Source organism: Streptomyces cupreus (genome assembly GCF_014257025.1).
GTDB lineage: Bacteria > Actinomycetota > Actinomycetes > Streptomycetales > Streptomycetaceae > Streptomyces > Streptomyces cupreus.
Window position 1 is genome coordinate 100787 of sequence record NZ_JACMSF010000002.1, and the last position, 25541, is coordinate 126327.

Annotated in this window: 20 protein-coding genes, 3 tRNA genes and 1 pseudogene; 13 read left to right on the forward strand and 11 right to left on the reverse strand. The window is 70.8% G+C overall.

Features of this window, described 5'->3' with window-relative positions; genetic code table 11:
• Nucleotides 1–88 precede the first annotated feature (88 nt).
• On the forward strand, nucleotides 89–1114 hold the full coding sequence (gene ligD / locus H4N64_RS02265; RefSeq protein WP_186280356.1) for a non-homologous end-joining DNA ligase: 1026 nt from the start codon (nucleotides 89–91) through the stop codon (nucleotides 1112–1114).
• Here ligD and H4N64_RS02270 read toward each other — a convergent pair.
• On the reverse strand, nucleotides 1101–3236 hold the full coding sequence (locus H4N64_RS02270) for an OmpL47-type beta-barrel domain-containing protein (RefSeq protein ID WP_222108462.1): 2136 nt from the start codon (nucleotides 3234–3236) through the stop codon (nucleotides 1101–1103). The two genes, ligD and H4N64_RS02270, sit on opposite strands and share 14 nt — an antisense overlap.
• Nucleotides 3237–3283: 47 nt before the next feature.
• The gene (locus H4N64_RS02275; protein ID WP_186280358.1) at nucleotides 3284–5761 is read right to left on the reverse strand and encodes a ThuA domain-containing protein; all 2478 of its coding nucleotides are present in this window, start codon (nucleotides 5759–5761) and stop codon (nucleotides 3284–3286) included.
• Between the two features lie 163 nt (nucleotides 5762–5924).
• On the opposite strand from H4N64_RS02275, the gene H4N64_RS02280 reads away from it, so the two are divergent.
• Nucleotides 5925–6869 carry a multicopper oxidase domain-containing protein gene (locus tag H4N64_RS02280; protein WP_186280359.1) on the forward strand — a complete coding sequence of 315 codons (945 nt, stop codon included), beginning with the start codon at nucleotides 5925–5927 and terminating at the stop codon, nucleotides 6867–6869.
• A gap of 220 nt (nucleotides 6870–7089) precedes the next feature.
• Nucleotides 7090–8100 carry a substrate-binding domain-containing protein gene (locus H4N64_RS02285; RefSeq protein ID WP_186280360.1) on the forward strand — a complete coding sequence of 337 codons (1011 nt, stop codon included), beginning with the start codon at nucleotides 7090–7092 and terminating at the stop codon, nucleotides 8098–8100.
• Here H4N64_RS02285 and H4N64_RS02290 read toward each other — a convergent pair.
• Entirely contained in the window at nucleotides 8097–9560 is a 1464-nt protein-coding gene (locus H4N64_RS02290) for a HEAT repeat domain-containing protein (RefSeq protein WP_186280361.1), read from the reverse strand. The genes H4N64_RS02285 and H4N64_RS02290 overlap by 4 nt on opposite strands.
• Nucleotides 9561–9654: 94 nt before the next feature.
• Here H4N64_RS02290 and H4N64_RS02295 point away from each other — a divergent pair, with 94 nt between their 5' ends.
• The 5 genes from H4N64_RS02295 to H4N64_RS02315 all read left to right on the forward strand — a co-directional run bounded on the left by H4N64_RS02295 (nucleotide 9655) and on the right by H4N64_RS02315 (nucleotide 12430).
• On the forward strand, nucleotides 9655–10449 hold the full coding sequence (locus H4N64_RS02295; protein ID WP_186280558.1) for a VOC family protein: 795 nt from the start codon (nucleotides 9655–9657) through the stop codon (nucleotides 10447–10449).
• Nucleotides 10450–10600: 151 nt separating this feature from the next.
• The gene (locus H4N64_RS02300) at nucleotides 10601–10846 is read left to right on the forward strand and encodes a WhiB family transcriptional regulator (RefSeq protein ID WP_186280362.1); all 246 of its coding nucleotides are present in this window, start codon (nucleotides 10601–10603) and stop codon (nucleotides 10844–10846) included.
• A 67-nt stretch (nucleotides 10847–10913) separates the two neighbouring features.
• A tRNA-Ser gene (locus H4N64_RS02305) sits at nucleotides 10914–10988 on the forward strand.
• Nucleotides 10989–10998: 10 nt separating this feature from the next.
• Nucleotides 10999–11073: transfer RNA gene (locus H4N64_RS02310), tRNA-Asp, on the forward strand.
• 28 nt (nucleotides 11074–11101) lie between these two features.
• The gene (locus tag H4N64_RS02315) at nucleotides 11102–12430 is read left to right on the forward strand and encodes an SDR family NAD(P)-dependent oxidoreductase (RefSeq protein ID WP_186280363.1); all 1329 of its coding nucleotides are present in this window, start codon (nucleotides 11102–11104) and stop codon (nucleotides 12428–12430) included.
• Between the two features lie 66 nt (nucleotides 12431–12496).
• Here H4N64_RS02315 and H4N64_RS02320 read toward each other — a convergent pair whose 3' ends face one another.
• Together H4N64_RS02320 and H4N64_RS02325 are read right to left on the reverse strand one after the other, a co-directional pair.
• Nucleotides 12497–14293, reverse strand: coding sequence for an ATP-binding protein (locus H4N64_RS02320; protein WP_186280364.1), 1797 nt, complete (start codon nucleotides 14291–14293; stop codon nucleotides 12497–12499).
• Nucleotides 14294–15697, reverse strand: coding sequence for a DUF2201 family putative metallopeptidase (locus tag H4N64_RS02325; protein WP_186280365.1), 1404 nt, complete (start codon nucleotides 15695–15697; stop codon nucleotides 14294–14296). It lies immediately after the preceding gene.
• Nucleotides 15698–15787: 90 nt separating this feature from the next.
• Between H4N64_RS02325 and H4N64_RS02330 the strand changes: the two genes are divergently transcribed.
• Nucleotides 15788–15863, forward strand: a tRNA-Trp gene (locus tag H4N64_RS02330).
• A 15-nt stretch (nucleotides 15864–15878) separates the two neighbouring features.
• On the opposite strand, the gene H4N64_RS02335 is transcribed toward H4N64_RS02330, so the two are convergent.
• The 5 genes from H4N64_RS02335 to ssgD form a co-directional block, all read right to left on the reverse strand.
• Complete coding sequence (locus H4N64_RS02335) at nucleotides 15879–16718, reverse strand: hypothetical protein (protein WP_260859505.1); 840 nt, start codon at nucleotides 16716–16718, stop codon at nucleotides 15879–15881.
• A gap of 56 nt (nucleotides 16719–16774) precedes the next feature.
• A complete protein-coding gene (locus H4N64_RS02340) occupies nucleotides 16775–17752 on the reverse strand; it encodes an acyl-ACP desaturase (RefSeq protein ID WP_186280367.1) in 978 nt (325 codons plus the stop codon).
• Nucleotides 17753–17969: 217 nt separating this feature from the next.
• A complete protein-coding gene (ddaH, locus tag H4N64_RS02345; protein WP_186280368.1) occupies nucleotides 17970–18746 on the reverse strand; it encodes a dimethylargininase in 777 nt (258 codons plus the stop codon).
• A 193-nt stretch (nucleotides 18747–18939) separates the two neighbouring features.
• On the reverse strand, nucleotides 18940–20562 hold the full coding sequence (locus tag H4N64_RS02350) for an ABC-F family ATP-binding cassette domain-containing protein (RefSeq protein WP_186280369.1): 1623 nt from the start codon (nucleotides 20560–20562) through the stop codon (nucleotides 18940–18942).
• Between the two features lie 257 nt (nucleotides 20563–20819).
• On the reverse strand, nucleotides 20820–21236 hold the full coding sequence (gene ssgD / locus H4N64_RS02355) for a spore wall synthesis regulator SsgD (RefSeq protein WP_186280370.1): 417 nt from the start codon (nucleotides 21234–21236) through the stop codon (nucleotides 20820–20822).
• A gap of 234 nt (nucleotides 21237–21470) precedes the next feature.
• Between ssgD and H4N64_RS02360 the strand changes: the two genes are divergently transcribed.
• From H4N64_RS02360 to mmpA, 4 genes and pseudogenes are all read left to right on the forward strand, one after another.
• Nucleotides 21471–22562 carry a WD40/YVTN/BNR-like repeat-containing protein gene (locus H4N64_RS02360; protein ID WP_186280371.1) on the forward strand — a complete coding sequence of 364 codons (1092 nt, stop codon included), beginning with the start codon at nucleotides 21471–21473 and terminating at the stop codon, nucleotides 22560–22562.
• A gap of 48 nt (nucleotides 22563–22610) precedes the next feature.
• Nucleotides 22611–22940: a plasmid stabilization protein gene (locus H4N64_RS02365; RefSeq protein WP_186280372.1), complete on the forward strand. Its 330-nt coding sequence runs from the start codon at nucleotides 22611–22613 to the stop codon at nucleotides 22938–22940.
• Between the two features lie 28 nt (nucleotides 22941–22968).
• Nucleotides 22969–23652, forward strand: a pseudogene (locus H4N64_RS02370) (endonuclease V); the annotation flags it as partial.
• Nucleotides 23653–24187: 535 nt separating this feature from the next.
• Nucleotides 24188–24334, forward strand: a complete 147-nt coding sequence (gene mmpA, locus H4N64_RS02375; protein ID WP_418896239.1) for a morphogenic membrane protein MmpA — start codon at nucleotides 24188–24190, stop codon at nucleotides 24332–24334.
• Nucleotides 24335–24337: 3 nt separating this feature from the next.
• On the opposite strand, the gene H4N64_RS02380 is transcribed toward mmpA, so the two are convergent.
• Nucleotides 24338–25516: a saccharopine dehydrogenase family protein gene (locus H4N64_RS02380; RefSeq protein WP_186280373.1), complete on the reverse strand. Its 1179-nt coding sequence runs from the start codon at nucleotides 25514–25516 to the stop codon at nucleotides 24338–24340.
• Between the last annotated feature and the right edge of the window lie 25 nt (nucleotides 25517–25541).

The following is a 25541-nucleotide window of genomic DNA, read 5'->3' on the forward strand; positions in this document are numbered from 1 at the left end:
CCATCATCGCAGGTGATCACACGCCGCGGATGCGGCGTCCGGTTCCGCCCGGTATGCGAGCCATGAGAGGTGCGCCTACCGTGGCCGCATGGGTGAAGCGGTGGAGTTGGAGGCGGGCGGGCGCACGGTACGGCTGTCCAGTCCGGACAAGGTCTTCTTCCCGGAGCGCGGTTTCACCAAGCTGGATCTCGCCCGGTACTACCAGGCCGTCGGACCCGGCATTCTGCGCGCCCTGCGGAACCGGCCCACCACTTTGGAGCGCTATCCGGACGGGGTGAACGGGGAGAACTTCTTCCAGAAGCGGGCCCCCAAGAACATGCCCGACTGGATTCCCACCGCCCACATCACCTTCCCCAGCGGCCGCAGCGCCGACGAGATGTGCCCGACCGAGGAGGCGGCCGTGCTCTGGGCCGCCCAGTACAGCACGCTCACCTTCCACCCCTGGCCGGTGCGCCGCGACGACGTCGACAGCCCCGACGAACTCCGGATCGACCTCGACCCGCAGCCCGGCACCGACTTCGACGACGCGGTCCGCGCCGCGCACGAACTGAGAGCCGTGCTCGACGAGTTCGGCGGGCTCAGGGGCTGGCCCAAGACCTCCGGCGGACGCGGTCTGCATGTCTTCGTGCCGATCGAGCCGCGCTGGACGTTCACCCAGGTCCGCCGTGCCGCCATCGCCGTCGGGCGGGAGATGGAGCGCCGGATGCCCGAGCAGGTGACCATCAAGTGGTGGAAGGAGGAGCGGGGCGAGCGCATCTTCATCGACTACAACCAGACCGCCCGCGACCGCACCATCGCCTCCGCCTACTCCGTACGCCCCCGCCCGCACGCCCCCGTCTCCGCACCCCTGCGCTGGGACGAGGTCGGCACCGCCCACCCCCGTGACTTCGACCTGGCGACCATGCCGGCGCGCTTCGCCGAACTCGGCGACGTCCACGCCGACATGGACGACCACCGCTTCTCCCTGGACGAGCTGCTGGAGCTGGCCCGCCGGGACGAGCACGACCACGGGCTCGGCGATCTGCCGTACCCGCCCGAGTATCCGAAGATGCCGGGGGAACCCAAGCGGGTACAGCCGAGCAGAGCCCGCAAAGAGGGGCCTACAGCTCCTTGATCCGGATGTCCCGGTACGACACCACGTCGGTGGTGCCGTGCACCTGGAGTCCGATGTAGCCGGAGGCGAACCGTCGCCCGTCCGTGCCCGGGTCGTCCGAGCGGGGCGGGTAGAAGTCCTGGCCGCCGAGGTTGTCGAACTCGTTGATCAGGACGCCGTTGCGGTAGACCGAGTAGTGCTGGTCCACCACCCGGATCTCGTAGTCGTTCCAGGTGCCCTTCTCGGTCACGCCCGCGCCGGCCAGGCCGACCCGGTCGAACCCGTAGATCGAGCCCGTCTTGTACATGTCGCCGTCGGGCCGGTCGAGCACCTGCACCTCGTGCCCGTACTTGATGGCGACCCACTCGGGGCGGGTCTCCTCGGGGTGGTCGTGGACCCATGGGAAGCGCACGAACACACCGGAGTTGGCGTTCCCGGTGCCAGGAGCGTCGTCACGCCACTGCAGGCGCAGCGAGAAGTCGCCGTACTTGCGCTCGGGGAACCACAGCATGCCGAGCCCGGCCTTGGTGGTGCCGCTGGTCATCGACCTGTCGGCGTTGAGACCGAACGAACCGCCGCCCACGTGCTGCCACTTGGCGAAGGAGCCGGAGCTACCGTCGAAGATCGTGCGGTAGCCCTCGGTCTGGCCCGGCCTGCCGATGCCGGACTGGCGGGCGGCCTTGGCGATGGCGTTGTACTCGCGCTGGTCGATGACCCCTTCCTTCAGCAGCCGGTCCAGGACCGTCTTCACATGCTTGAGGAACAGCGTGTGGGACGTCCACTCCTTCTCGTCCTCGATCAACTCATTGATCCGGCAACGGTTGCCGGTGACCCGGTTCGGCACTCCGGAGTCGACCGTGCCGACGATCACCGTCAACCGCTCGTCGTACTCGGGACAGGGCGGCGCGGGCACTTCGCCCGCCACGACCGTGAAGCTCACGGTCCGGGCCGCGGAGGTGTTGCCCGCCGTGTCGGTCGCCCGGTACGCGAGGGTGTGCGCGCCCGCGCGGTCGACGATCACGGGTGCGGTGTACGCGAGATAGGGCCCGCCGTCGAGCGAGTACTCGATGCTCGCGACCCCGCCCGCATCGGTCGCGCTGACCGTGACCTTGGCGTTCGCCACATACGCGCCGTCGGAGTTGCGCGTGCCCTCCACGGTCACGCCCGTCACCGGCGGGGTCGTGTCCTGCGGCGGCGCGGCGACCACCGTGAACTCCACGCTCTTGTCCGCCGCCACATTCCCCGCCTTGTCGGTGGCGCGGAACCGGACGGTGTGCGTGCCCACCTGATGGACCATCACCGGCATGGTGTACGGCTGCCAGGCGCCGGTTCCGACGGCGTACTCGATGGTGTTGACGCCCGATCCGGTGTCGGAGGCGGTGACGGTCACCGTGGCCATGTCGACATAGGTGCCGTCGGGATTGCGCTCACCGCTCACCGTCGCCGAGGTCTCCGGCGGCGTCGTGTCGTCCGAGGGCGGGGACACGACCGTGAACTCGGCGCTCTTCTCGGCGGAGACGTTCCCCGCCTTGTCGGTCGCCCGGTAACGCACCTTGTGACTGCCGACCTGGTCCACCACGACCGGTGTGGTGTACGGCTGCCAGGCGCCCGTGTCGCCGATCGCGTACTCGACGCGGTCCACCCCGGAGCCGCCCTCGTCCGTGGCCCGGATCGTCACACTCGCCGAACCGACGTACTCGCCCTGCGAGTTCTGCGTGCCGCTGATCTGGACCGAGGTCGCGGGCGCGGTCGTGTCCTCGCCGGTGCCCTCGGTGACCACCAGGATGCCCTGCATCTGACCGTGTCCGGGGATCGTGCAGGAGTAGAAGTAGCGGCCCGGGGTGAGCGTGACCTCGGCGGTGTGACGGCCGCCCATGTCGTCGTTCGGGCTCGCCAGGATGTTGAGCTGGACATCGCTGTTGAACTCGGGGTCGTTGGTGGCGAACGTCAGCGTGTGCGGCATGCCGGTGGTGTTGCCGGTCGCCGCGCTGTTCTCGAAGACGATCGTCGCCGTGCCCGCCACCGCCGTCGTGGGCGCCGAGTTGTACTTGGTGATGTCATCGCCCGCGGTCCAGGTCAGCACCTGCTCCGCGACCTGCTGCTCGGTCCGCGCCGTGGAGGGCGCCGTCTGCAACCCGAGCATGATCAGTACGGCGGCCAACAGGGCCGTCCAGATTCTTCGTTGCCGTATCACCGCGCTCCCCTCGCCAGCTGATCGGCGGCCGGCGTCGCACCGCCGCCCGAGTAAGTGACCCGCCACAGCGCCGACTTGGCGTCCGAGGTGAAGAAGCCCCGTCCGTAGTCGAGGACGTAGAGCGCGCCGTCCGGACCGAACTTCCAGTCCATGAGGTTCTTGATGCCGTCGTTGCCGGTCGGCACGATCTTCTTCAACGACTCCGAGTGCACCGGGAGTCCGCCGTCGCCGTGGGTCTTCGGGTCGGTGATCACGGCGTTGCGCGGCTGGTCGGCGTCGTAGAAGTCGCCGACGAACCACTTGCCGTCCCAGTACGCGGGCCACTTGGTGGCGCTGGTGCTCGTCGCGTCGTACCGGTAGACCGGACCGTTCATCGCGGCCTGCCCGCCGCCCTTGAGCCAAGGCAGGAGGTACCTCGACTCCTCCTGCTTGTAGGAGGGGACGCCGTTCGCGTCACGCGGGAAGTCCGGGGCGCCGCCCTGGGGCGAGTACCAGATGTTGTTGCCGGTCACCGGCGGCAGATCGACCAGGCCGTCGTTGTTCGGCGACTCGTTCTTCGGGTGGTCGCAGTCGTACCAGCCGAGCGGCTTCGACGGATCGGGCAGATTGCGGTCCCGGTAGGGCTGCTTGTTGCCCATGCAGTACGGCCAACCCCGGTTGCCCGCCTGGGTGATGACGGCGAACGTGTCGTACTTGGCCGGACCCCAGGTCGTCGACGGCGCTCCCGCGTCCGGGCCGACCCAGCCCGCGTAGAGGATGTCGGTCGACTTGTCGACGAAGATACGGGCCGGGTTCCTGACCCCCATCACATAGATCTCGCCGCGTGTCCTGCCGCCGCCCTCGTCCGTCTCCCGGCCGGTGAACAGGTTCCCCTCCGGCAGGGTGTACGTCCCGTCCGGCTCCGGATGAATACGCAGGATCTTGCCGTTGAGGTTGTTGGTGTTGCCGGCGGTCCGTCGCGCGTCGGCGAAGGAGACGCCCTTGTAGTTCGGCTCCGGGTTGTTGCCCGAGTAACCGTCGCTGAAGCGGCTGGAGTTGTTGTCGCCGGTCGCGATGTACAGGTTGCCCTTCGAGTCCCAGGCCATCCCGCCGCCCGCATGGCAGCAACTGTGGATCTGCACCGGCCACTTGAGCAGCACCTTCTCACTCGACAGGTCGAGCTTGTTGGTGGCGAGGTCGAGCGTGAAGCGGGAGACCCGCCGCTCGGCCATCCGCGTGTCCCGATCGATCCGGGAATGCGGGGTGTAGTGCAGATACACCCATCCGTTCTCCTGGAAGCGAGGGTCGAGCTCGATGCCGAGCAACCCCTCCTCGACCTTGACCAGTTCGTCGCCGCCGCCCTTGTTGCCGAAGACCGTGAGCGCGCCCGCGAGGGTTACCTGCCCGGTCTTCGGGTCGTAGACGTGGATCTCGCCCTTGCCCTTGCCGATGTCCGGGTTGTTCCAGTCGGTGATCACCGGCTGGGAGGAGTCGGCACCACCGCGCCCGATGTACAGCACACGCCCGTCGGGGGCGGTGACCAGCCCGTGCGGTTCGCCGATCTGGTCGTTCTGGCCCGGCTGGTTGGGCCGGGTGAGCCGCTCGGCCGTGTAGTTGCCGGTGATGGTGGCCGTGCAGTCCGCCTGCACCAGCCGGGTCGTCCACAGCAGGGCACCGCGCAGATGCGTGCGGAAGTCCGTCTCGTCGTAGGACGACACCGTGCCGCCCATGCCGGTGTAGAAGGACCGGCCGCCGTCGTAGTCGCGGCACCAACTCACCGGGTGGTCCCAGCCGCCCGAGCCGGCACCGGGCCGGTACGTCGACTCGCGCACCCGGGCGACGGTGTGCACGGTTCCGGTGGGGTTCTTCGTCCAGTTCAGCCAGCGGTCGGGACGCTTCCACTGCACCGGCAGGTCCTTGGTCGCCGGATGGCTCCGATCGCCCACCTCGACGGTCGCCCGCTGCACGGTGCCTGGACCGGACGCGGCGGGCCGCGCGCCGATCAGGCCGGTGAACCACTCCGAGTACGGCTCCGCGCGCGCCGCGTCGTGCAGGCCGACGAAACCGCCGCCCGCCTCCATGTAGGCCTCAAGTCCCGCTTCCTGCTCGGGGTCGAGGACATCGCCGCCGCCGGTCGGGAACACGATGGCGTTGTAACGGCCCAGCTTCGCCTCGTCGGTGAAGACCGAGGCGTCGTCCGTCGCCTCGACCTTGAAGCGCTGGTTCACCGGGCCCGTGAGGCCGATCTTCTCGATCGCCTCGATACCGGCGTTCACCAGGGGCGACTCGTCGCCGGCGGCGGCAGAGCCGTAGAAGATCAGCACGCGTACGTTCGCGCCGCCTGGTGGCGACTTGATGGACATCGTTGTCAGGGACGGGTCGGGGGCCGGGCGCGCGCTCGCGGGCGGGCCCGACATCAGTCCGGCGGCAACGGCCCCGGCCGCGACGGCCGCCGCCCAGCCGCGTCTTCTTGTGCTCAACCCTCGTAAGTGCATGGGCACCTCCTCGGTCACGGCAACAGCGCCAAGGAAGCTAGACCTCTTTGCGTCACTCGCCAATACCTATGGCCACAATGGAACGAACTTTGTCCTGAGTGTGGATAAACCTCTGCGACCCCGCTACTGTCTCGAACTCCGTACCGGAACAGGGGAGTTCGGCATGGACAGACGCGGCTTCAACCGGCGGGTACTACTGGGCGGCGCGGCCCTCACGACATCGTTGTCCCTGGCGCCGACGGCGGCCGGCGCCGGCCGCCCGGCGCGTACGGCGGCCGCCGGAGGCGAGGTCAGACACATCAAGCTGTACGCCGAGAAGCTCGCCGACGGGCAGATGGGCTACGGCTTCGAGAAGGGCAGGGCGACCGTCCCCGGCCCGCTGATCGAGCTCAACGAGGGCGACACCCTGCACATCGAGTTCGAGAACACCATGGACGTGCCGGCGAGCCTCCATGTGCACGGCCTGGACTACGAAATCTCCAGCGACGGCACCAAGTTGAACAAGAGCGACGTCGAACCCGGCGGCACCCGCACCTACACCTGGCGCACCCACGCCCCCGGCCGCCGCAAGGACGGCACCTGGCGGCCGGGCAGCGCGGGCTACTGGCACTACCACGACCATGTGGTCGGCACGGAACACGGAACGGGCGGGATCAGGAAGGGCCTGTACGGCCCGGTGATCGTGCGGCGCGCGGGCGATGTCCTGCCGGACATGACGTACACGATCGTCTTCAACGACATGCTGATCAACAACAAGCCGGCACACTCCGGGCCCAACTTCGGGGCCACCGTGGGCGATCGGGTCGAGTTCGTGATGATCACGCACGGCGAGTACTACCACACCTTCCATATGCACGGTCACCGCTGGGCGGACAACCGCACGGGCATGCTCACCGGACCCGACGATCCCAGTCAGGTCATCGACAACAAGATCGTGGGTCCGGCGGACTCCTTCGGCTTCCAGGTGATCGCGGGGGAGGGGGTCGGTGCGGGGGCGTGGATGTACCACTGCCATGTGCAGAGCCACTCCGACATGGGGATGGTGGGGCTGTTCCTGGTGAAGAAGACGGACGGGACGATTCCGGGGTACGAGCCGCACGAGCACTGAGGGTTCGGCCGGCGAGGTCGAGCACGGTCCATTCCGCGTGGGGTTCCTCCTGGACGCGGGACTCGGATTCGACCTCGCCGGACGCCCGCGCCTCGATCAGGGGGAACTCCTTGTAGGGGCAGGCCCAGGCCGCGCGCCGAAGGGTGTTTCGTGGGTGCGGCGAGAGCGCTCTCACCAGGGTGGGACGCCGGGGCTATCCTGGGCCGATGAGGAGCCCGAAGTGACCGGCATCGCCCCGCGCCCCACGTTGGAGGCCGTGGCCGCACGCGCCGGCGTCTCGCGGGCCACCGTGTCCCGGGTGGTCAACGGCGGGGACGGGGTCAGGGAGCCCCTCGTCGAGCGGGTGCGGCGGGCGGTTGAGGAACTCGGATACGTGCCCAATCAGGCGGCCCGCAGCCTGGTGACCCGGCGGCACGACGCCGTCGCGGTCGTCGTCGCGGAACCGGAGAGCCGGGTCTTCGCCGACCCCTTCTTCGCGCTGCAACTGCGTGGCATCAGCAAGGAGTTGACCGCCCAGGACAACCAGCTCGTCCTGCTGCTGACCGAGGGCCGCGACGACCATGCCCGGGTCGCCCGCTATCTCGCCGGCGGGCATGTCGACGGAGCACTGGTCTTCTCGCTGCACCTCGACGACCCCCTGCCAGGGCTGATCCAACAGGCCGGGATCCCGACGGTGTTCGGGGGGCGTCCCGGTTGGAACGGCGACCGGAATGACGTGGTCTACGTCGACAGTGACAACCGGGGCGGGGCGCGGGATGCCGTACGGCATCTCGTGGGGCTCGGCCGGAGCCGGGTCGCGCACATCACGGGCGCGCTTGATCAGACCTCGGCGGTGGACCGGCTGGACGGGTACCGGGACGTCATGGGGGACGCCGATCCGCGGTTGGTCGCCGAGGGGGACTTCACACCGGGCGGGGGTGAGCGGGCGATGCGCGAACTCCTCGACCGATGCCCGGACTTGGACGCGCTGTTCGCCGCGAACGACCTGACTGCGTCAAGCGCTCTTCGGGTGTTGCGGGAGCGGGGGCTTCGGGTGCCGGAGGATGTGGCGGTGATCGGGTTCGACGACATGTTGCCGGTGGCGGAGCAGACGGATCCGGCGTTGACGACGGTTCGTCAGGACATCGAGGAGATGGGACGGTTGATGGCTCGGCTGTTGTTGCGGGGCGTGGAGGGGGAGCCGGGGAGTGTGGTGTTGCCGACCACGCTGGTACGGCGGGGGTCGGCCTAGGCGGGGTTGCGGAGGGTCTCCAGGGCCTTTTCCAGCAGCTCCGCGCGGTCCTCGGGGTCCGGGTAGAGGTCGTCGTCGCAGGACAGCTCGGACCACTCGCTGCGGCCGAGGCGCTCCAGGAGCCGTGTCAGGCTCGCGCGGGTCTCATCGGTGGCGCCGCTGTTCCTGAGGCCGCAGATGAAGTCGGCGACTTCGACGAACGCAGGCTCCACATCGGGCCGTTCGAGCTCGGCGGTCAGACGCGCGAAGGCTCCGGCCTCGTTCCGGAAGAGCGCCCCTTCAACGCTCGACGCACGCACGCGTGCGTCCACCGCGTCGGCCATATGGGCCAGTGCCGCCGACGCCGCGAGGGTGTTGGCCTCCTCGGAGCACACGATCAGCGCGAGGGAGTTCGCGGCGGAGCGCACTACGGCGATATCCGGATCGTGGTCCATGGTGTCGATCAGCGCGGCGACGGCCCGCGCCTCCTGGGGCAGCCCGCCGCCCGCGTCAAGGCCGAAAGCGGCGGCGGCCCGCACGCGGCCGTCCGGATGGCTCAGCGACGTGAGGTAGAGGTCGACCGGGGGATCGGCAGTCTCCCGTTCGTTCTGCAGCTGGGCGTGGCAGCGCAGCACCTTGGCGAGAGTGTGGGGCGGCTGGTCCTGCGCGCAGAGCCGGTCGAGGGTCTCCCGGACGGCGGCGCGCTTCAGGGTGTCCTCGTAGACGAGCAGGTACTCCAGCGCTTCGACGCCCAGGGCCGCCCGGTCCGGTTCGGCGCTCCGGCACAGGGCGAGTACCTCCTCGATGCGTAGCGCGGCCAGGGAACGGTCCGTCCAGGATTCGGGGTCGGGGCGTTCGCACACGTCGAGCAGGATGTCGCCGCGCTCGTCGCTGTCCGCCGGGTGCGGGAGGGCCCGCTCCAAGGCGTCGCGGGCCTGCGCTCGGGCGCGCTCGGCATCCTCGGCGGTCAGCGGAGCCGCACGGAGGATCGCGTCGTGCAGCAGTTCTACAGTCGTGCCGAACGCGACCATGTACGCGACGGAATCCGGGCGCATATGAGCCAGCTCGTGGGGCCGCCAGCCCTGTCGGCGCAGCCGCCGGAGCCTGCCGCGGACCTCCTCGGCCAGATCGTCGTCGACCGTCTCCATCGCCGCACCGACCCCGTACTCCGCCAGGAACGCGGTCCAGTCCCGCACCAGCCCGGCGGGGTCGTCGACATGTGAGGCGAACATACGCTCGATGCGTTGCCGTGTGGCCGGGTCCCGGCACAGGGCGTCACCGAACGGCCCCGCGATGCCGTCGAACGTCTCCGGCGTCGGCTCCCGGTCGAGCGCCCCCGCCAGCTCCCGCACCGCCCACACCCGGTCGCGGTCCTCGGCGATCTCCTTGGCCGCGGCCGCCCGGACCTCCGCCTCGGGCGAACCCAGCCGTTCGGACAGGCTCTGCCGCCGCTCCCGCGCCCTGCGCCCCCTGAAGAACATCCGAACAGCCTAGGACGCGCTCCGACGGCGATTGTCAGTGGGCGGTGGAAGACTCGGCAGAGCACGCAACGGGACCCCTCAGAGGAGGGCAATGATGCTCACCACCCGTCTTGTCCACGGCGCGCCCAACTGGGTCGATCTCGGCACCACCGACATCGAGGGCGCCACCTCCTTCTACCGCGCCCTGTTCGGCTGGGAGTTCCGGTCGGCGGGACCCGAGGCCGGCGGCTACGGCTTCTTCCAGCTCGACGGGAGGACCGCCGCCGGTGGCATGCAGTCCACGCCCGGGCAGGGCCCGCCCGCCTGGACCGTGTACTTCCAGAGCCGGGACGCGGACGCCACCGCGAAGGCGGTCGAGCAGGCCGGAGGCCGTGTGCTCATGCCGCCCGAGGACGTCATGGGCCAGGGCCGGATGGCCATCCTCGCGGACCACGCGGGCGTGCCGTTCGGCGTCTGGCAGCCCGCCGCCCTCAAGGGCATCGACATCGCGGGCGACCCCGGCTCGCTGTGCTGGGTGGAGCTGTACACCCAGGACATGGCCCGGGAGGCCCACTTCTTCGACGCCGTGTTCGGCTGGGAGACCTCGGCGATGCCCTTCCCCGGCGGCGTCTACACCTGCATCAACCCCGCAGGCGCGGGTGAGGACGCCATGTTCGGCGGCATGGTCGCCCTCGCCGACGACCCCTCCGGGACCGAGACCGAGCCGTACTGGCTGCCGTACTTCGAGGTCTGGGACACCGATGTCGCCGTCAGCAAGGCGCGGGAGCTCGGCGGCAAGGTCCGTATGCCCGCCACCGACGTGGAGGGCGTCGGCCGTATGGCCAAGCTGGAGGACCCCTACGGCGCACGCTTCGCGGTGATCAAGAGCGCCGCGCCACAAGAGGGCTGACGCCGACGGGAGTTCGCGTCGGACACGCCGCGCGCCGCCGTGCTTTCGCGGGTGCGACGGGGGCATCATCGTGCGGTCGCCCGGGGCCGTGCCGCGAGGCGTTGATCCGGCGTTGATCGAACGTTTTTCGCCGCCGGGCACGCTTCAGGCCATGTTCATCGACACAGTCACCACGCCCGACCTCGCCTGGCAGCAGGAGGCGTTGTGCGCGCAGACCGGGGCGGACTTCTTCTTCCCCGAGCCGGGCAGCTCCGTCCGCGAGGCGAAGCGGATCTGCGGCCTGTGCCCGATCCGCTCCGCCTGCCTGGAGTACGCCCTCGACAACGACGAACGTTTCGGCGTCTGGGGCGGCCTGTCGGAGAAGGAACGCCTAGCGCTCAGGCGCACGGCGCACTGAACCGCCGGGGCCGCCCGTAAAACGGTGCGCCCGCCCGTTCGGAGTGCGGTTAGGATCCGGGGGCGCACCCGGGCGTAGCGCAGAGGCAGGCGCGCCCGCCTTGCTCAGGCGGAAGACATCGGTTCGAATCCGATCCCCGGGTCCGCGTCGGGGGCCCTGTAGAGCAGAGGCAGACTCGCCGCCTTGTCAGGGCGGATACGCCGGTTCGAATCCGGCCGGGGCCACCACGGACACCGGCACACACGGGGCGAGGGCATGGGCGACGGCATCGACGAGGAGGAGCTGGCCGCCTTTCACCGCACGGTCGGCAAGCTGCGGGCGCTGCCCGTCGACGATCCGGTGCGGCTGAAGGCCGAGCAGGTCGCCGCCTCCTTCGCCCGGGACGGTCGGCTGCGGAGGCGGAAGACCCGCGGAGCCGAGGCGACCGCGGCCGACGCGGCGGCGATGGCGGCGACCGCGACCGGGGCAGTGGACCGTCGCGAGGACGCCCCACTGGCCGACCCGGGCGTCCCGGGCGCCTTCCGCAAACCGCGCAGTTGCTATGTCTGCAAGTCCCCCTATCGACAGGTCGACGCCTTCTACCACCGGCTCTGTCCCGACTGCGCCGCCGACAACCGCTCCCGCCGCGCCCTGAGCACCGACCTCAGCGGGCGCAGGGCGCTGCTCACCGGCGGCCGGGTGAAGATCGGCTTCCAGCTGGCCCTGATGATGCTGCGGGACGGCGCCGAACTGCTGGTGACCAGCCGCTTCCCGCACGACACCGTGCGCCGGTTCCGGGCCGAGCCGGGCAGCGGGAAGTGGCTCGACCGGCTGACCGTACTCGCCGTCGACCTGCGCGACCCACGCCAGGTGCTCGGCCTGTGCGAGGAACTGCGGGCCGAGGGCGAGCCGCTGGACATCCTCGTCAACAACGCCGCCCAGACCGTACGGCGCCCGCCCGAGTCGTACGCGCTGCTCGCCGCCGGGGAGTACGAGGCGTTGCCCGAAGGGGCCCGCCAGGCACCCGGCTTCACGCCGATGCGGATGCTTCAGAGCGGCGCCGCAGCCCTGCCCGTCGCGCTGCGCGAGGCCGACGAGGCCGGGCTGCTGCCCGACCCCTCCCCGGAGAACTCCTGGTCGGCTCGGCTCGGCGCCCTCGACCCGGCCGAGGTCCTGGAGACCCAGCTCGTCAACGCCCTCGCCCCGGCGCTGCTCTGCGACCGGCTGCTGCCGCTGCTGCTCGCCTCCCCGCGTCCGCGCCGGTACGTCGTCAACGTGACCGCGGTGGAGGGCCGTTTCGCCGTCCGCAACAAGATGGCCGGCCACCCGCACACCAACATGGCCAAGGCCGCGCTCAACATGCTCACCCGCACCAGCGCCGCCGAACTCGCCGATCGGGGCGTCCACATGTGCGCCGTCGACACCGGCTGGATCACCGACGAGAATCCGGCACCGAAGAAGGCCCGCATGGCCGGGGCGGGGTTCCGGACGCCGCTGGACATCGTGGACGGGGCGGCCCGCGTGTACGACCCGATCGTGCGGGGCGAGTCCGGTGATCCGGTGTCCGGGGTGTTCCTGAAGGACTACCGGGAGGCGGAGTGGTGAACGACGACACGACCGAGCCGGGCTTCGCCGGGGTGCCGCACACCGCGCCGCATGGCACGGCTGACCTCAGAGCCGTCGCAGCCCCATGAACACCTCCGTCCAGAACCGCTGTTGCTGCTGCGACGCCCCCACCAGATACGTCGCCCGCAGCTTCGCCGGCAGCAGGGCGACCATACGGGCCACCACCGCCCGGTGCTTCTTCAACTGTGACAGCTCCGCGTTGGCCAGGATCTGGTGGACCACGTCGCTGTCGTCGGCGCCCTCGTCGCCGGCCTTCGCCGCCCGTCGCAGCCGTGCCTCCCACACGTCCGCGTCACGGGCGAGTTCGCGCAGGCCCGTGACCGGGCGGCCGCTGAGCCGGTCGATGAGTGCCGTGAGCGGCACGGGCGCGTACTCGCCGTCACCGAGGTAGACCGTCGCCATCTCCAGCGGCAGCCCCCGCCGGTGCAGCTTGATCAGCCGCTCCAGGGTGCGCTTGGTGATCCAGGCCCGGCCCTCGTCGTCGATGTCGTGCTTCCACCACTCCAGCACGGTCTCGGCGTCCGAGCCGTAGCGTGCGAGCAGCCACTCGTTGGCCGGGATGTCCTCCGGCTCCACCTGGAGCGAGGCGGTGAACCGGGTCGCCTGCGCGATGTTGTTCCGCGCGACCAGCAGCTTGCGGCCCAGGTGGTAGGGCGGGTTCTGGACCGCGATCTGCGCGCGCAGGTTCTCGATCGGGCGGCCCGCGAGCGACCACTCCTGGGTGACCTCCATCAGCTTGGCGAACGCGGCCTTGTCCTTGGGCCGGTTGTACTCGTCCCACACGATCGCCTTGGGCTCGGGCCCGGTGAACTTCGCGGCCAGCAGGTTGTCCAGGGTGCCGTCGGCCGAGGGGATCGGCGCGCACAGATCCTCGACATTGGTCACCGGCAGCGAGAAGTACAGCGCCTCCCGGCCCAGTCCCTCCCGCAGCGTCTGCCGTACCAGCTCCGTCTTCCCGCACCCCGGCGGCCCCTGGAGCAGGACCGTCCAGCGGTTGCGCAGCGCGGCCCGCACCACCTGGCGCACCGGGTCCGGGATCGTCGACGGGTTGGGCACGCCCACCGACCTGGCGATCCGGTCCAGGATCTCGGCCGTGCGGTTCTGACCGGGCCTGCCGTCAGGCGCGGGCTCCGCGAGGCGCAGCCGCTCGCCGTCGACCAGGGGCAGGCCCCAGCGCAGCGGGAAGCCCTCGCGCGCGTTGGCCAGGACATGGTCGAGGGTGCGCGGGGACAGCAGGTCACGCAGCGCCGGTGGCAGCGAGGCCCACAGTGAGAACACCGGACGCAGGTCCCACGGACGGTACTTGCCCGCCAGATGCCGCCGCCAGGACGTGTCGTTGGCGGTGATCCGCATCGTCACCATGCGGTCCAGCAGCGCGAGATCGCCGCGCCGGGCCGCGGTCTCGGTCAGCGACTCGTTGTCGGTGAGGAACACGCCCACGCAGCCGAGCGCGCGCAGATCGTGCTCGCCCAGCGTCCAGTTGCAGGCGATCTGCATCAGCTGCGACTGGATCGTCTCGCCCGCCTGCAGCGAGTCGTCGATGAGCAGCACGAAGGGCCGGCCCGGCTTCAGCTGGCTCATCACCAGCTGGCGCAGCACCAGTTCACCGGTGTGCGCGTCCCGCACTGGCGCGTTCACGAGCAGATCGTCCGGCGTGAGGTTCGCCGCCGGGACGTACACCAGCGCCGTGTCCGGATACGCCCGGCCGATGTGCGAGAAGAACGTCGCCGTCTTGCCGATGCCGTGCTCGCCGAAGATCTGCCCCGTCTGTCCCATGTCGATCATCGCGTCGATGAAGGACTCCAGGCGGGAGAGCGTCGACTGCTTCACTTCCGTGGTCATCTACCGTGATCCTGTGGTGACGCGATGGCAGTCCATCGCGGGGGTGTGTCGGTCGGGCCACTCGTCGCCGCCCTCCGTGATCAGCCAGATCCATTTCTCCGGCTCGGCGGGCGTGATCGGCGGCGCGTACCCGTCGGTGAGCATCACGACGGCGTCCGGGGTCTCCTCGAAACGGCGCCCGTTGACCTCCGTGCGTCCCTCCGCGTAGTCCGCGACCACCTGGAAGCTGGTGCCGCCCCCGCCGTAGACCCGCTCGCCCGGTACGAAGGGCATCACCACGGCGTCGAAGGACAGCCAGTGCGCCTGAACGCCGTCGATGCGGCCGACGAGTTCGGTGAGCCAGGTGATCACACGGTTCGGCATCGAGCCCGAGGTGTCGTAGGCGATGACGAGGACCTTGTCCCGGACCGGGCCGCGGCGTGAGAGCAGTGGGTCCTGGCCGAGCGCGGCGAGCAGCGCGCCGCGCTTCTTCGGGTACACCAGCCGCTCGCCCTCGCGCAGTTTGGAGGCGAGCACGTCGACCAGCCAGCGCTGCCACCAGTCGACGGTACGCGTGCGCGTGGTCTCGCCGCGCAGGACGCCCGCGCCGAGCTTTCCCCAGAGCCTGGCCGCGCGGGCGTTGCCGTCCTCGGTGCGGCCCATCAGGTCCAGCAGCTCCACCTCCGCGCCCGGGTGCCCACGCCTGGCCGCCAGCAGGGAGTTGAGCAGCGCGGAGGAGGCGACCAGGTCGACGGTCTCCTGGTCGGCCGGGACCGCGTCGGCCACCAGGCGCACACACAGCCGCCGTTCGGGCACCGGAGGGTGATGCATCCGCTTCAGCTCGCCGTAGACCCGCATGTCGGTCTCCACGAACCCCTCGTACGTCAGCGGCTCCAGGCCGTGCGCCGTCAGGTCCGCGCGGTACAGCTCGTACACCTCGCGCGGGTTCACCCCCGTCGGCCTGCCGTTCAGCAGGGGCAGCTCCGCTCTGCCGAGCCGGACCAGCGCCACATGGTTGATGGACACCTCCGAGGCCAGCTCGAAGACCGGGTCGGCGCGCAGGTCGGGATCGGCGAACAGATGCCGGTGCACCAGATGCCGGGCCTCGTGGAACAGCACGAACTTCACGCCGTCCAGGCCGAGGCCGACGAAGAAGTCCGGGTTGTACAGCAGCAGACAGGAACCGTCCCCGGAGGCCACCACGGCCGCGGTGTCCACCGCCGTCGTCGGGATCTGGTGATGGCACTTCGCGTACAGCCAGGACGCCACGGCCGACTCCGTCAGCCCGAAGTCCAGCAACGCGGCCTCCTTCAGCCGCCGCGCCTCCTCGATCACCTCGGCATCCGCCGGGCGGTACCGCTGAAGCGCCCTGCGGTCCGCGAGATCGACCACAGGGACCCGCCGCCCCCGCTCGCCGTACGCCATGTGCCGCCCCCCGTACCGGATTTCCCCCGTGGATCATTGGTACCAGGACCCACTGACAACGGGCCAAGGCATTACGATCTGCCCCCAAGGGCGGGGTCGTAGCGCAGAGGCAGGCGCACCGGTCTCCAAAACCAGAACACGCCGGTTCGAATCCGGCCGCCCCGCCCCCCTTCGGCGGCGCTCAGGCGATGGCGCCCGCGGTGACGATCAGCTCGGGCGCGGTCCCGTGGTACGTCTCCATCAGCTGCGCCAGCACCGCCCACGCCTCCTCGCGCTCGCCCAAGTGCTCCCGCACGAGCGGCCGCAGCGCGTCCTCGGCCGCGGGCACGCGCGCGGGGAAGAGCGTCTGCCCCATCGCCAGCACCTCAAGGACGCTGACCGCGGGGTCGTACTCCAGGGCGAAGTCGGCCGGTCCCTCCAGTACGCCGGCCTGCCGCACCCGGTGGGTGAACTTGGCGTGCGAGCCGAACCCGGCGCGTACGGCGGGCGGGCAGTCGGGGCGCACGGACAGTGCCCAGCGCGTGTAACCGGGCAGCGGAGCCTCGCCGTCCGCCTCGGCGACCGTGTCCCAGTCGGCGCGGGTGAGGACCATCGACGCGGCGGCGCGGCCCTCGCTCATCGAGGTGGCCGCGCGCAGACAGCCGACGAGGCCGTGGCGGACGTAACTCCCGGGCACCTCCGGCTCCTGGCCGACGAGCAGGGCGTCCACCCGGACCGGTTCGGTGCGGCCGGGGCCGAAGGGGATGCCGCGGACGACGGCGCGGCGCAGTCCGGCGTCCGTCTCCAAGTGCCGCCACACCACGGAGTTGAGCGTCGGGTCGTCGTTCTCCAGGATCCAGAGCGCGACGGAGGCCGGCAGCAGCCGGGACCACGTCCACGCGCGCTGGAGCCGCCGTATGGACGCGTCCGAGGCCTCGGGTCCGGGCAGGCCGGTCCGGGCCCGGACCCGGGCGGCGGTGTCCTCGTCGACCAGGCCGAGCAGGAACCCGACCGCCTGTTCCGACCTGCTGTTCTCACGCATGGCCTGCATGATGCCGCAGGCCCGCGATCTTCCCCAAGCAAATACTGGGGAGGGCGTCAGCCCCCGGCGCGCGCCGCCATGCGGGCCTTGCGGGCGGCCAGCTTCTCGTCGAACTTCAGGGCCTCGGCGTCCAGGCCGCCCATGAACAGGCCGAGCTCCTCCTGGGCCTTGAGGCCCTCGGGGCCGAGGCCGTCTATCTCCAGGACCTTCAGATGGCGCAGCACCGGCTGGAGCACGTCGTCGTGGTGGATACGCAGGTTGTAGACCTCGCCGATCGCCATCTGCGCGGCGAACCGCTCGAAGCCGGGCATGCCGTGGCCGGGCATCCGGAAGTTGACGACGACGTCCCGGACCGCCTGCATGGTCAGGTCGGGGGCGAGCTCGAAGGCCGCCTTCAGCAGGTTCCGGTAGAAGACCATGTGCAGGTTCTCGTCGGTCGCGATGCGCGCGAGCATGCGGTCGCAGACCGGGTCGCCGGACTGGTGGCCGGTGTTGCGGTGCGAGATCCGCGTCGCGAGCTCCTGGAAGGCGACGTAGGCCACCGAGTGCAGCATCGAGTGGCGGTTGTCCGACTCGAAGCCCTCGCTCATGTGGGCCATACGGAACGCTTCCAGCTTGTCCGGGTCCACCGCGCGCGAGGCGAGCAGGTAGTCGCGCATCACGATGCCGTGCCGGCCCTCCTCGGCGGTCCAGCGGTGCACCCAGGTGCCCCAGGCGCCGTCCCGGCCGAAGAGCGAGGCGATCTCGTGGTGGTAGCTGGGCAGGTTGTCCTCGGTCAGCAGGTTCACGACCAGCGCGATCCGGCCGATCTCGGTGACCTTGGACTGCTCCTTGTCCCAGGCCTCGCCGTCCTCGAAGAAGCCGGGGAAGTTACGGCCGTCGGTCCACGGCACGTACTCGTGCGGCATCCAGTCCTTGGCGACCGTCAGATGGCGGTTCAGCTCCTTCTCGACCACTTCCTCGAGCGCGTAGAGCAGCCGGGCGTCGGTCCAGGCCGAGGACGGGCTGCCGAGGTGCGGGGAAGTGATCGTCACGGGAACTCCAGGGGGACGTAACACGAGCGGAGGCGGACCGGCGAGCGGTCAGTGGAACCTACGGGATCGTAGGCTACGAATCCGTAGGTTACGAAGCCGTAGGTTAAGAGCGGTGTAAAGATCGCTGATCAGCCGGGTTCCCATGAGCGTTGAGGGCATGCCAAAGAGCCCCGGGAAGCCCAGGTCCCGGGGCTGAGGGGGTGGGGAGCTCACCCGGTCAGGCGTACAGCTCCCGCATGCGAACCGAGAGACATGTCACACAACCTTCGAGCTTCTCGAACTCGCTGATGTCGACCACGACCGGATCGTGGCCGAGGTCGGCGAGCAGCTCCGCGGTCTTCGGCGCGCTCGCGGAGATCAGCAGCTTGTGGCCGCCGAGCAGCACCACATGGCCGCCGGCCTCCTCGGGCACCGACAGGAAGCGCGGGAAGAGCGCCGGCCGGTCGATCTTCGGGATGTGCCCGATCACCGTACCGTCGGGCAGCGCGGTGACCGCGGACTTCAGATGCAGCACCTTGCTCACCGGTACGGCGACCACCCGCGCCCCGAGCGGCTCGAAGGCGGCCCGCACCTGCTGGACACCGGCCGCGTTGGTGCGCCCGCCGCGGCCGACGTAGATCGTGTCACCGACCTTCAGCACATCGCCGCCGTCCAGGGTGCCGGGCTCCCAGATCCAGTTCACCGAGCAGCCGAGGGCGGCGACGGCCTCCTCGACGCCGATGGTCTCCGCGCGCCGGGACCGGGCGCCGGGGCGGGTGATCAGCGCGACGTTCTTGTACATGACGACCGTGTCCTCGACGAACACCGAGTCCGGGCAGTCGTCGGCCGGATCCACCTCGACGGTCTCCCAGCCGTGGGTGCGCAGGGCCTCGGTGTACGCCTCCCACTGCTCCACCGCACGGTCGACATCGACCTTCTCCCGCTCGATGTGCGTCACCAGCCCCTCGGCGAGGCGCGGGCTGGGGCGGCGGACGAGGGCCTTCTTGCTGGGCACGAGGTTCTCCGAATCGGCGGCAGTTTCCGGCGCCCATCATCCGGCACCGGTCCGCCATCATGCAGGCCGGGTCCGCCCCGACAAAACCCTCGTCACCAGGCTGTGGCCCTCCTGAGACGCTCCGCCGTGAAGGACCCCGGGACATCGAGGAGTTGCCGCGGAGTACCGGTGAAGATCACCTCCCCACCGTCCGCTAAGCGGGATACCCGACGGCCTCTGGCGTGATTTCCTTCAGTTCTCCGTCGAGCAGCAGCCAGCGGGTGATGCCGATCGACTCCAGGAACGGCAGGTCGTGGCTGGCCACGATCAGCGCCCCCTCGTACGACTCCAGGGCCGTGGTGAGCTGCTTCACGCTCGCCATGTCCAGGTTGTTCGTCGGCTCGTCCAGCATCAGCAGCTGCGGTGCCGGCTCGGCCAGCATCAACGCGGCCAGCGCCGCACGGAAGCGCTCGCCGCCGGAGAGCGTGGCCGCCTTCTGGTCGGCGCGGGCGCCCCGGAACAGGAAGCGGGCGAGCCGCGCCCGGATCCGGTTGTTGGTGGCGCCCGGCGCGAACCGGGCCACGTTCTCGGCGACGGTCCGCTCGCCGTCCAGCACATCGAGCCGCTGCGGCAGGAACCGCATCGGCACATGCGCCCGCGCCTCGCCCGACACCGGCCGAAGCTCCCCGGCGATCGTGCGCAGCAGCGTCGTCTTGCCCGCGCCGTTGCGCCCGATCAGCGCGATCCGCTCCGGCCCGCGCAGATCGAAACCACCGGCCACGCGCGCGCCGTACGCCAGCTCCAGATCCAGGAGTGTCAGGACCTCACGACCCGGTGGTACGGCCGTGTACGGCAGATCGACGCGGATCACGTCGTCGTCCCGTACGGCCTCCACCGCCTCGTCGAGCCGTTCCTTGGCCTCGGCCAGCCGCTCCTCGTGCATGATCCGGTGCTTGCCCGCGGACTCCTGCGCCGCCCGCTTGCGCGCCCCCATGACGATCTTCGGCTCCCGCTTCTGGTCCCACATCTTCTGGCCGTACCGCTTCCGGCGGGCCAACTTGACCTGGGCGTCGACCAGTTCGCGTTTCTGCTTCTTCAGGTCGGCCTCGGCGACCCGTACCATCCGCTCGGCCGCCTCCTGTTCCACCGCGAGGGCCTCCTCGTACGCCGAGAAGTTGCCGCCGTACCAGGTGATCTCGCCGGAGCGCAGATCGGCGATCTGGTCGACGAGGTCGAGGAGTTCACGGTCGTGGCTGACCACGACCAGGACTCCCGGCCAGGAGGAGACCGCGGCGTACAGCCGCCGACGCGCGTACAGGTCGAGGTTGTTGGTCGGCTCGTCCAGGAGCAGTACGTCCGGGCGGCGCAGCAGCAGCGCCGCGAGCCGCAGCAGCACCGACTCGCCGCCGGACACCTCGCCGACCGTGCGGTCCAACTGGATGTGCGCGAGGCCGAGTTCGCCGAGGGTGACGAGGACTCGCTCCTCCACGTCCCAGTCGTCGCCGACGGTCTCGAAGTGCTCCTCGGCCACGTCGCCCGCCTCGATGGCGTGCAGCGCGGCCCGCTTGGCGGCGATGCCGAGCGCCTCGTCGACCCGCAGCGCGGTGTCGAGCGTGACGTTCTGCGGCAGACAGCCGACCTCGCCGGCCACCCGGACGGTGCCGTCGGCGGGGGCGAGTTCACCGGCGATGAGCTTCAACAGGGTTGATTTCCCGGACCCGTTCACCCCGACGAGCCCGGTGCGGCCGGGGCCGAAGGCGGTGTCGAGGCCCTCGAAGACGGGGGTGCCGTCGGGCCAGGTGAAGGCGAGGGAAGTGCAGGTGATGGAACTTGACATGCGGGCCTCCGCGGTTGCTCGAAGCGATCAAGGGCAAACGCGTATCGAGACACCTGCGACCCACGGGGAGGCCTCGGAGGGCAGAGGAAAAGCCCTGTTCCGGAGGACGGCTCGAACGCCGAGGTCGCACGCGGCAGCCACACCTCAAGGGTGTGGCGCGGTGTCTCAGGACCTCAGACGAGCAACGTCCTTCTCCAATCGACGGCAACAGGACCGCTGTACAACGTAGGAGGGGATGGGGAGGGCGTCAACGGAAATTAACTGGCGTCCCGCATCAGCACGGCCAGGTCGTGGTCGAGGTCGAGCTGGAGGTGCTCAAGACCGACCGGTACCAGTGCCGCGGTGGCGTCCAGGAACCGGCGGATCTCACCGGTGCGGACATGGACGACGGCCGTGCCCTCGGGGGCGTGGAACTCCAGGACCGTGCGGTCGTAGCCGTAGGGCCGGACACGGACGTCGCCGTGTCCCACGCTCTCCCGCAACCCGGCGGTGAGGAGCTCGCGGCTGAAGGTCCAGCAGACCTCCACGCCCTCCAGGGTGGCCGGGGCCGGGAAGGTCATACGGACGGCGAACGGGTCGCGCCGGTCGTAGTGCAGCGCGGCGGGGATGCTCGACATCCGCGGCGCGGCGGCGACGAGACGGGCCTCTACGGGCTGCTCGATGACGTAGGACAACGCCTTGCTCCCTTGCGACGGCTTGCGACGGCTGGACGTGGCTCCGGGCGGATGAGGCCGGGCACTGTAAGAGACGACGGAATCGATGAATTCGTGCACACCGAGGTCGAGTGACCTCGGTCACCGCTTTCATGCATACGAGTGGCGCGGTTCGTCTCCCGGTCCCGTACCGGCCATTTGGGGCTGGCGATGCGATCTGGACGGCACCGTGGGGGTGGGCTAGCTTCGCCCGCCATGAGGGCCTTGGGGAACACGCGACGCTGGGGACGCACGTTTCGCACGACGGCCGCGGGGGTGGTGTGCGCGGCGGCGCTGGCCGCGCTGACGGCCGTACCCGCGCAGGCGCACGAGCCCGCGCACTGGGAGCCGAAGGACACCGGGAGCCCGACCGTACGGTTCCGGGGGCTCGCCGCCGTCGACCGGGACACCGCGTGGCTGGCCGGGAGCGCCGGCACGGTGCTGCGGACGACGGACGGAGGGGCGAGCTGGCGAAACGTCTCGCCGCCGGGCGCCGAAGAGCTTCAGTTCCGGGACGTCGAGGCCTTCGACGCGCGCCGGGCCGTGGTGCTCGCCATCGGCGAGGGCGAGGCGTCCCGGGTGTACCGCACCGAGGACGGCGGCGCGACCTGGACCGAGGCGTTCCGCAACACCGATCCGCGCGCCTTCTACGACTGCATGGCCTTCTTCGACCGGCGGCACGGCCTCGCGATGAGCGACCCGGTGGAGGGGAAGTTCCGCATCCTGTCGACCGCCGACGGCGGCCGCTCCTGGACGGTCCTGCCCACCGACGGCATGCCCGCCGCGCTGGAGGGCGAGGCCGGGTTCGCGGCCAGTGGCCAGTGCCTGGTGACGGCCGGGTCCAAGGACGTCTGGCTGGCCACCGGCGGCGCCGCACGCGCGCGTGTCCTGCACTCCGCCGACCGCGGACGGACCTGGACCGCCGCCGACACCCCGATCCCGGCCGGCGACCCGGCCCGGGGCGTGTTCGCCCTCGCCTTCCGCGACCGCGCCCACGGCCTCGCCGTAGGCGGCGACTACCGCCCCGACCAGACCTCCCCGGACGCGGCGGCCCGCACCGCGGACGGTGGCGCAGGCTGGCAGCCCGCCGCGACCCCGGTGAGCGCCTACCGCTCCGGCGTCGCCTGGCTCCCGCACAGCCGCACCGCCGCCCTCGCGGTCGGCCCCACCGGCACCGACCTGACCACCGACGGCGGCCGCACCTGGCGGACCGTCGACACCGGCTCGTACGACACCGTGGACTGCACCCCCGACCTCGGGTGCTGGGCGGCGGGTGAGAAGGGGCGCGTGGCACGGCTGGAGAGGTGATCCGGAATGTGGGTACTCGGCCGCCGACTGCGGAAGGAGTGAGCGCACATGCCACGCGGTTCGAGTCCCAAGCGGGAGCGGCAGTACGAGCACATCAAGAAGAGCGCGCAGGAGCGCGGCGAGAGCACCGAGCGGGCCGAGGAGATCGCGGCGCGCACCGTGAACAAGGAACGCGCCCGCTCCGGTGAGTCCAGGACGGCCAGCCGCACCTCGACCCAGGACATGTCGTCCGGCAGGCGGGGCGGCCAGCGGTCCGGAAAGGGCTCCCAGGGCCCCACGTACGACCAGCTCTACGAGGAGGCCAAGCGCCGTAACATCCAGGGCCGTTCGGACATGAACAAGAGCCAGCTCAAGCGCGCCCTGGGTGGGAAGGGCTGACCCCGGGGCCCGTACGCTCGTCCGCATCATGACGACCGTACGCATCCCCACGGGCTGGCCCGCCACCGAGGAAGACGCCCGTGCCGTCCAGGACGAGCTACGCGCACGCGTGGTGCTCGACGAGTCGGGCCCACCGCCCGGCACCGGGCACGTCACCGGCGTCGACGTGGCCTACGACGACGAGCTGGACGTCGTGGCGGCGGCGGCCGTCGTCCTGGACGCGGCGACTCTGGACGTCGTCGCGGAGGCGACGGCCGTCGGCCGGATCTCCTTTCCGTACGTGCCGGGCCTGCTCGCCTTCCGTGAGATCCCCACGGTCCTGGCCGCCCTCGACGCTCTGCCCTGCCAGCCCGGCCTGGTGGTCTGCGACGGCTACGGCCTCGCCCACCCCCGCCGCTTCGGCCTGGCCAGCCACCTCGGCGTCCTCACCGGCCTGCCCACCGTCGGCGTCGCGAAGAACCCCTTCACCTTCTCCTACGACGAGCCGGGCGCCGCACGAGGATCCGCGTCCCCGCTGCTCTCCGGCACCGAGGAGGTGGGCCGGGCCCTGCGCACCCGAGAGGCCGTCAAGCCGGTCTTCGTCTCCGTCGGCCACCGCGTGACCCTCGACAACGCCTGCGCCCACACCCTCGCACTCACCCCCTCGTACCGCCTCCCGGAGACGACACGCAGAGCGGATGCCCTGTGCCGACGGGCACTGCGCGAGGCCACGGCGCCGAACGAGCAACTCGCCGCATACGCGCGTGCGGACAAGCGCAGGTCATGGGGGCGCACCCTCTTCGAGGCCCAGCGCAACCCGGTCGCCTGGGCAGGCCGGGTGCTCGAAGCGGCCGTCGTGGGCGGACCACGGGCGCCGGAGATCGACGCCGTGCTGGCCATGGCGGCCGACCGGGACGAGTGGGGCCGGGGCAGAGAGCTGTTCGGACGGGTGCGGGGCGCCGGAGTCGACGCCGAGGACCAGCTGGTGTTCCGGCTCGCCGAGCTGGTGGCCAAGCTCGCCCACAACGCGGCGGGTCCTCCGCCGTACTTCGACTATCACGCGGGCTGGGACATCGGGCCGCTCGCCTGCCGGATCTCGGCGGCGTCTGCCGATCCCGCGCTCCGAGAGCGCCTCGAAGCCGCGCTGGGGGACTGGCCGCCGTCGGAGTACGTCGGCTGAGCGTGTCGTATGAGTACATCGTCTGAGTACCCGTACGGATGTCCGCCCCCGGTCCGCTCGACAGGCTGGGTGCATGACCTCGCACCGCATGACCTCGCACCGCTCCCCGAAGCCCCTCGCCGACCCCGACCGCCCCGTCGAGCGCGCCGTGACGGCCGCGCTCGTCCTCGCCGCGCTCGCGGGGCTCGCCTGGATCTGCGGGATGATCTACACCGTCGCCCAGTGGCCCCTTTGAGGGTCAGCGGCTCGCGGCCACCCGGAACACGATCCCCGCGCGTTGCAGCCGCTCCGTCAGGGCGTCGCCCATGGCCACCGCCGTGGTGACCTGGCCGGCCGTCGGCGGCAGTTCGTCGAAGACCAGGCAGAGTGCCGACTCGGCGAGCATCTTCGCCGTCTCGTCATAGCCGGGGTCGCCGCCCGAGACCTCGGTGAAGACCCGGCGGCCACCGCCCTGTCCGACGAAGCGCACCGAGAACCAGCTCCTCGCCCGCTTCTCCGCGCTCGGGCCGTCCCCCGGCTTGAGCCGGTCCGACAGCCACCGGCGCACGGGCGGCAGTTGGGCGGCGGCGAACAGACCGCCCGTGCCCACCACGCCGGCCACGGCGACGGGCAGATGCCGTACGGCCGCGTAGTGCCGGTAGCGGAAGTCGGGGCCGTAGCGGTCCAGGGCCTTCGCCGAGCGGCGGACGATCTGCGGGTCGATGGTCGGCAGCGGCAGCGCCCAGGCGCCGACCTCCCCGGCGTACCGGGGTGTGCCGGTCGGGGCCAGGGCCCGGCGGCCCACGAGGCGCGGCTCGTGCCGGTGACGGTCCCGCGCGGCGGCGATCATCTGGGGTCCGCGCGCGAACTGGCCCAGAGCCGAGGCGAACGTCCCGCCCGAGAACATGGCGCTCGCGGTGACGAACCCGTCCACCGTCAGCGGCACGCCCTCCGGCAGTTGACGGACCGTGAAGTAGACGCCCAGATCGTGCGGCACGGAGTCGAACCCGGCCGCATGGATGAGCCGGGCGCCCGTCTCACGCGCGCGTGCGTCATGGCGCACGTACATCAGGTCCACGAACTCCGGCTCACCGCTGAGGTCCAGATAGTCCGTCCCGCTGTCCGCGCAGGCGGCGACGAGCTCCTCGCCGTACATCACATAGGGGCCCACCGTCGTGGCCACCACGCGTGCGTGCCGGGCCAGTTCCCGCAGCGAGGCGGCATCCGCGACGTCCGCGCGCAGGACACCGACGTTCTCACCGCCGGGCAGCCGTTCACGCAGCCGCTCCAGCTTCCCCTCGTCGCGGCCCGCGACCGCCCAGCGCAGCCCTTCGGGCGCGTGCGCCGCGAGGTACTCCGCGGTGAGCGCCCCGGCGAAGCCGGTGGCCCCGAAGAGCACGATGTCGTAGGGACGGTCCGTCCTGTTCAGCCTGCTCATGACACCTCTCGTCCCGCACCACGCG

Excerpts from the sequence above, each read along its gene's own strand:
- ligD (WP_186280356.1), top strand. The coding sequence starts at position 89 with ATGGGTGAAGCGGTGGAGTTGGAGGCGGGCGGGCGCACGGTACGGCTG.
- H4N64_RS02270 (WP_222108462.1), bottom strand. The coding sequence starts at position 3,236 with ATGCTCGGGTTGCAGACGGCGCCCTCCACGGCGCGGACCGAGCAGCAG.
- H4N64_RS02275 (WP_186280358.1), bottom strand. The coding sequence starts at position 5,761 with ATGCACTTACGAGGGTTGAGCACAAGAAGACGCGGCTGGGCGGCGGCC.
- H4N64_RS02280 (WP_186280359.1), top strand. The coding sequence starts at position 5,925 with ATGGACAGACGCGGCTTCAACCGGCGGGTACTACTGGGCGGCGCGGCC.
- H4N64_RS02290 (WP_186280361.1), bottom strand. The coding sequence starts at position 9,560 with ATGTTCTTCAGGGGGCGCAGGGCGCGGGAGCGGCGGCAGAGCCTGTCC.
- H4N64_RS02295 (WP_186280558.1), top strand. The coding sequence starts at position 9,655 with ATGCTCACCACCCGTCTTGTCCACGGCGCGCCCAACTGGGTCGATCTC.
- H4N64_RS02300 (WP_186280362.1), top strand. The coding sequence starts at position 10,601 with ATGTTCATCGACACAGTCACCACGCCCGACCTCGCCTGGCAGCAGGAG.
- H4N64_RS02315 (WP_186280363.1), top strand. The coding sequence starts at position 11,102 with ATGGGCGACGGCATCGACGAGGAGGAGCTGGCCGCCTTTCACCGCACG.
- H4N64_RS02320 (WP_186280364.1), bottom strand. The coding sequence starts at position 14,293 with ATGACCACGGAAGTGAAGCAGTCGACGCTCTCCCGCCTGGAGTCCTTC.
- H4N64_RS02325 (WP_186280365.1), bottom strand. The coding sequence starts at position 15,697 with ATGGCGTACGGCGAGCGGGGGCGGCGGGTCCCTGTGGTCGATCTCGCG.
- H4N64_RS02335 (WP_260859505.1), bottom strand. The coding sequence starts at position 16,718 with ATGCGTGAGAACAGCAGGTCGGAACAGGCGGTCGGGTTCCTGCTCGGC.
- H4N64_RS02350 (WP_186280369.1), bottom strand. The coding sequence starts at position 20,562 with ATGTCAAGTTCCATCACCTGCACTTCCCTCGCCTTCACCTGGCCCGAC.
- H4N64_RS02360 (WP_186280371.1), top strand. The coding sequence starts at position 21,471 with ATGAGGGCCTTGGGGAACACGCGACGCTGGGGACGCACGTTTCGCACG.
- H4N64_RS02365 (WP_186280372.1), top strand. The coding sequence starts at position 22,611 with ATGCCACGCGGTTCGAGTCCCAAGCGGGAGCGGCAGTACGAGCACATC.
- mmpA (WP_418896239.1), top strand. The coding sequence starts at position 24,188 with ATGACCTCGCACCGCTCCCCGAAGCCCCTCGCCGACCCCGACCGCCCC.
- H4N64_RS02380 (WP_186280373.1), bottom strand. The coding sequence starts at position 25,516 with ATGAGCAGGCTGAACAGGACGGACCGTCCCTACGACATCGTGCTCTTC.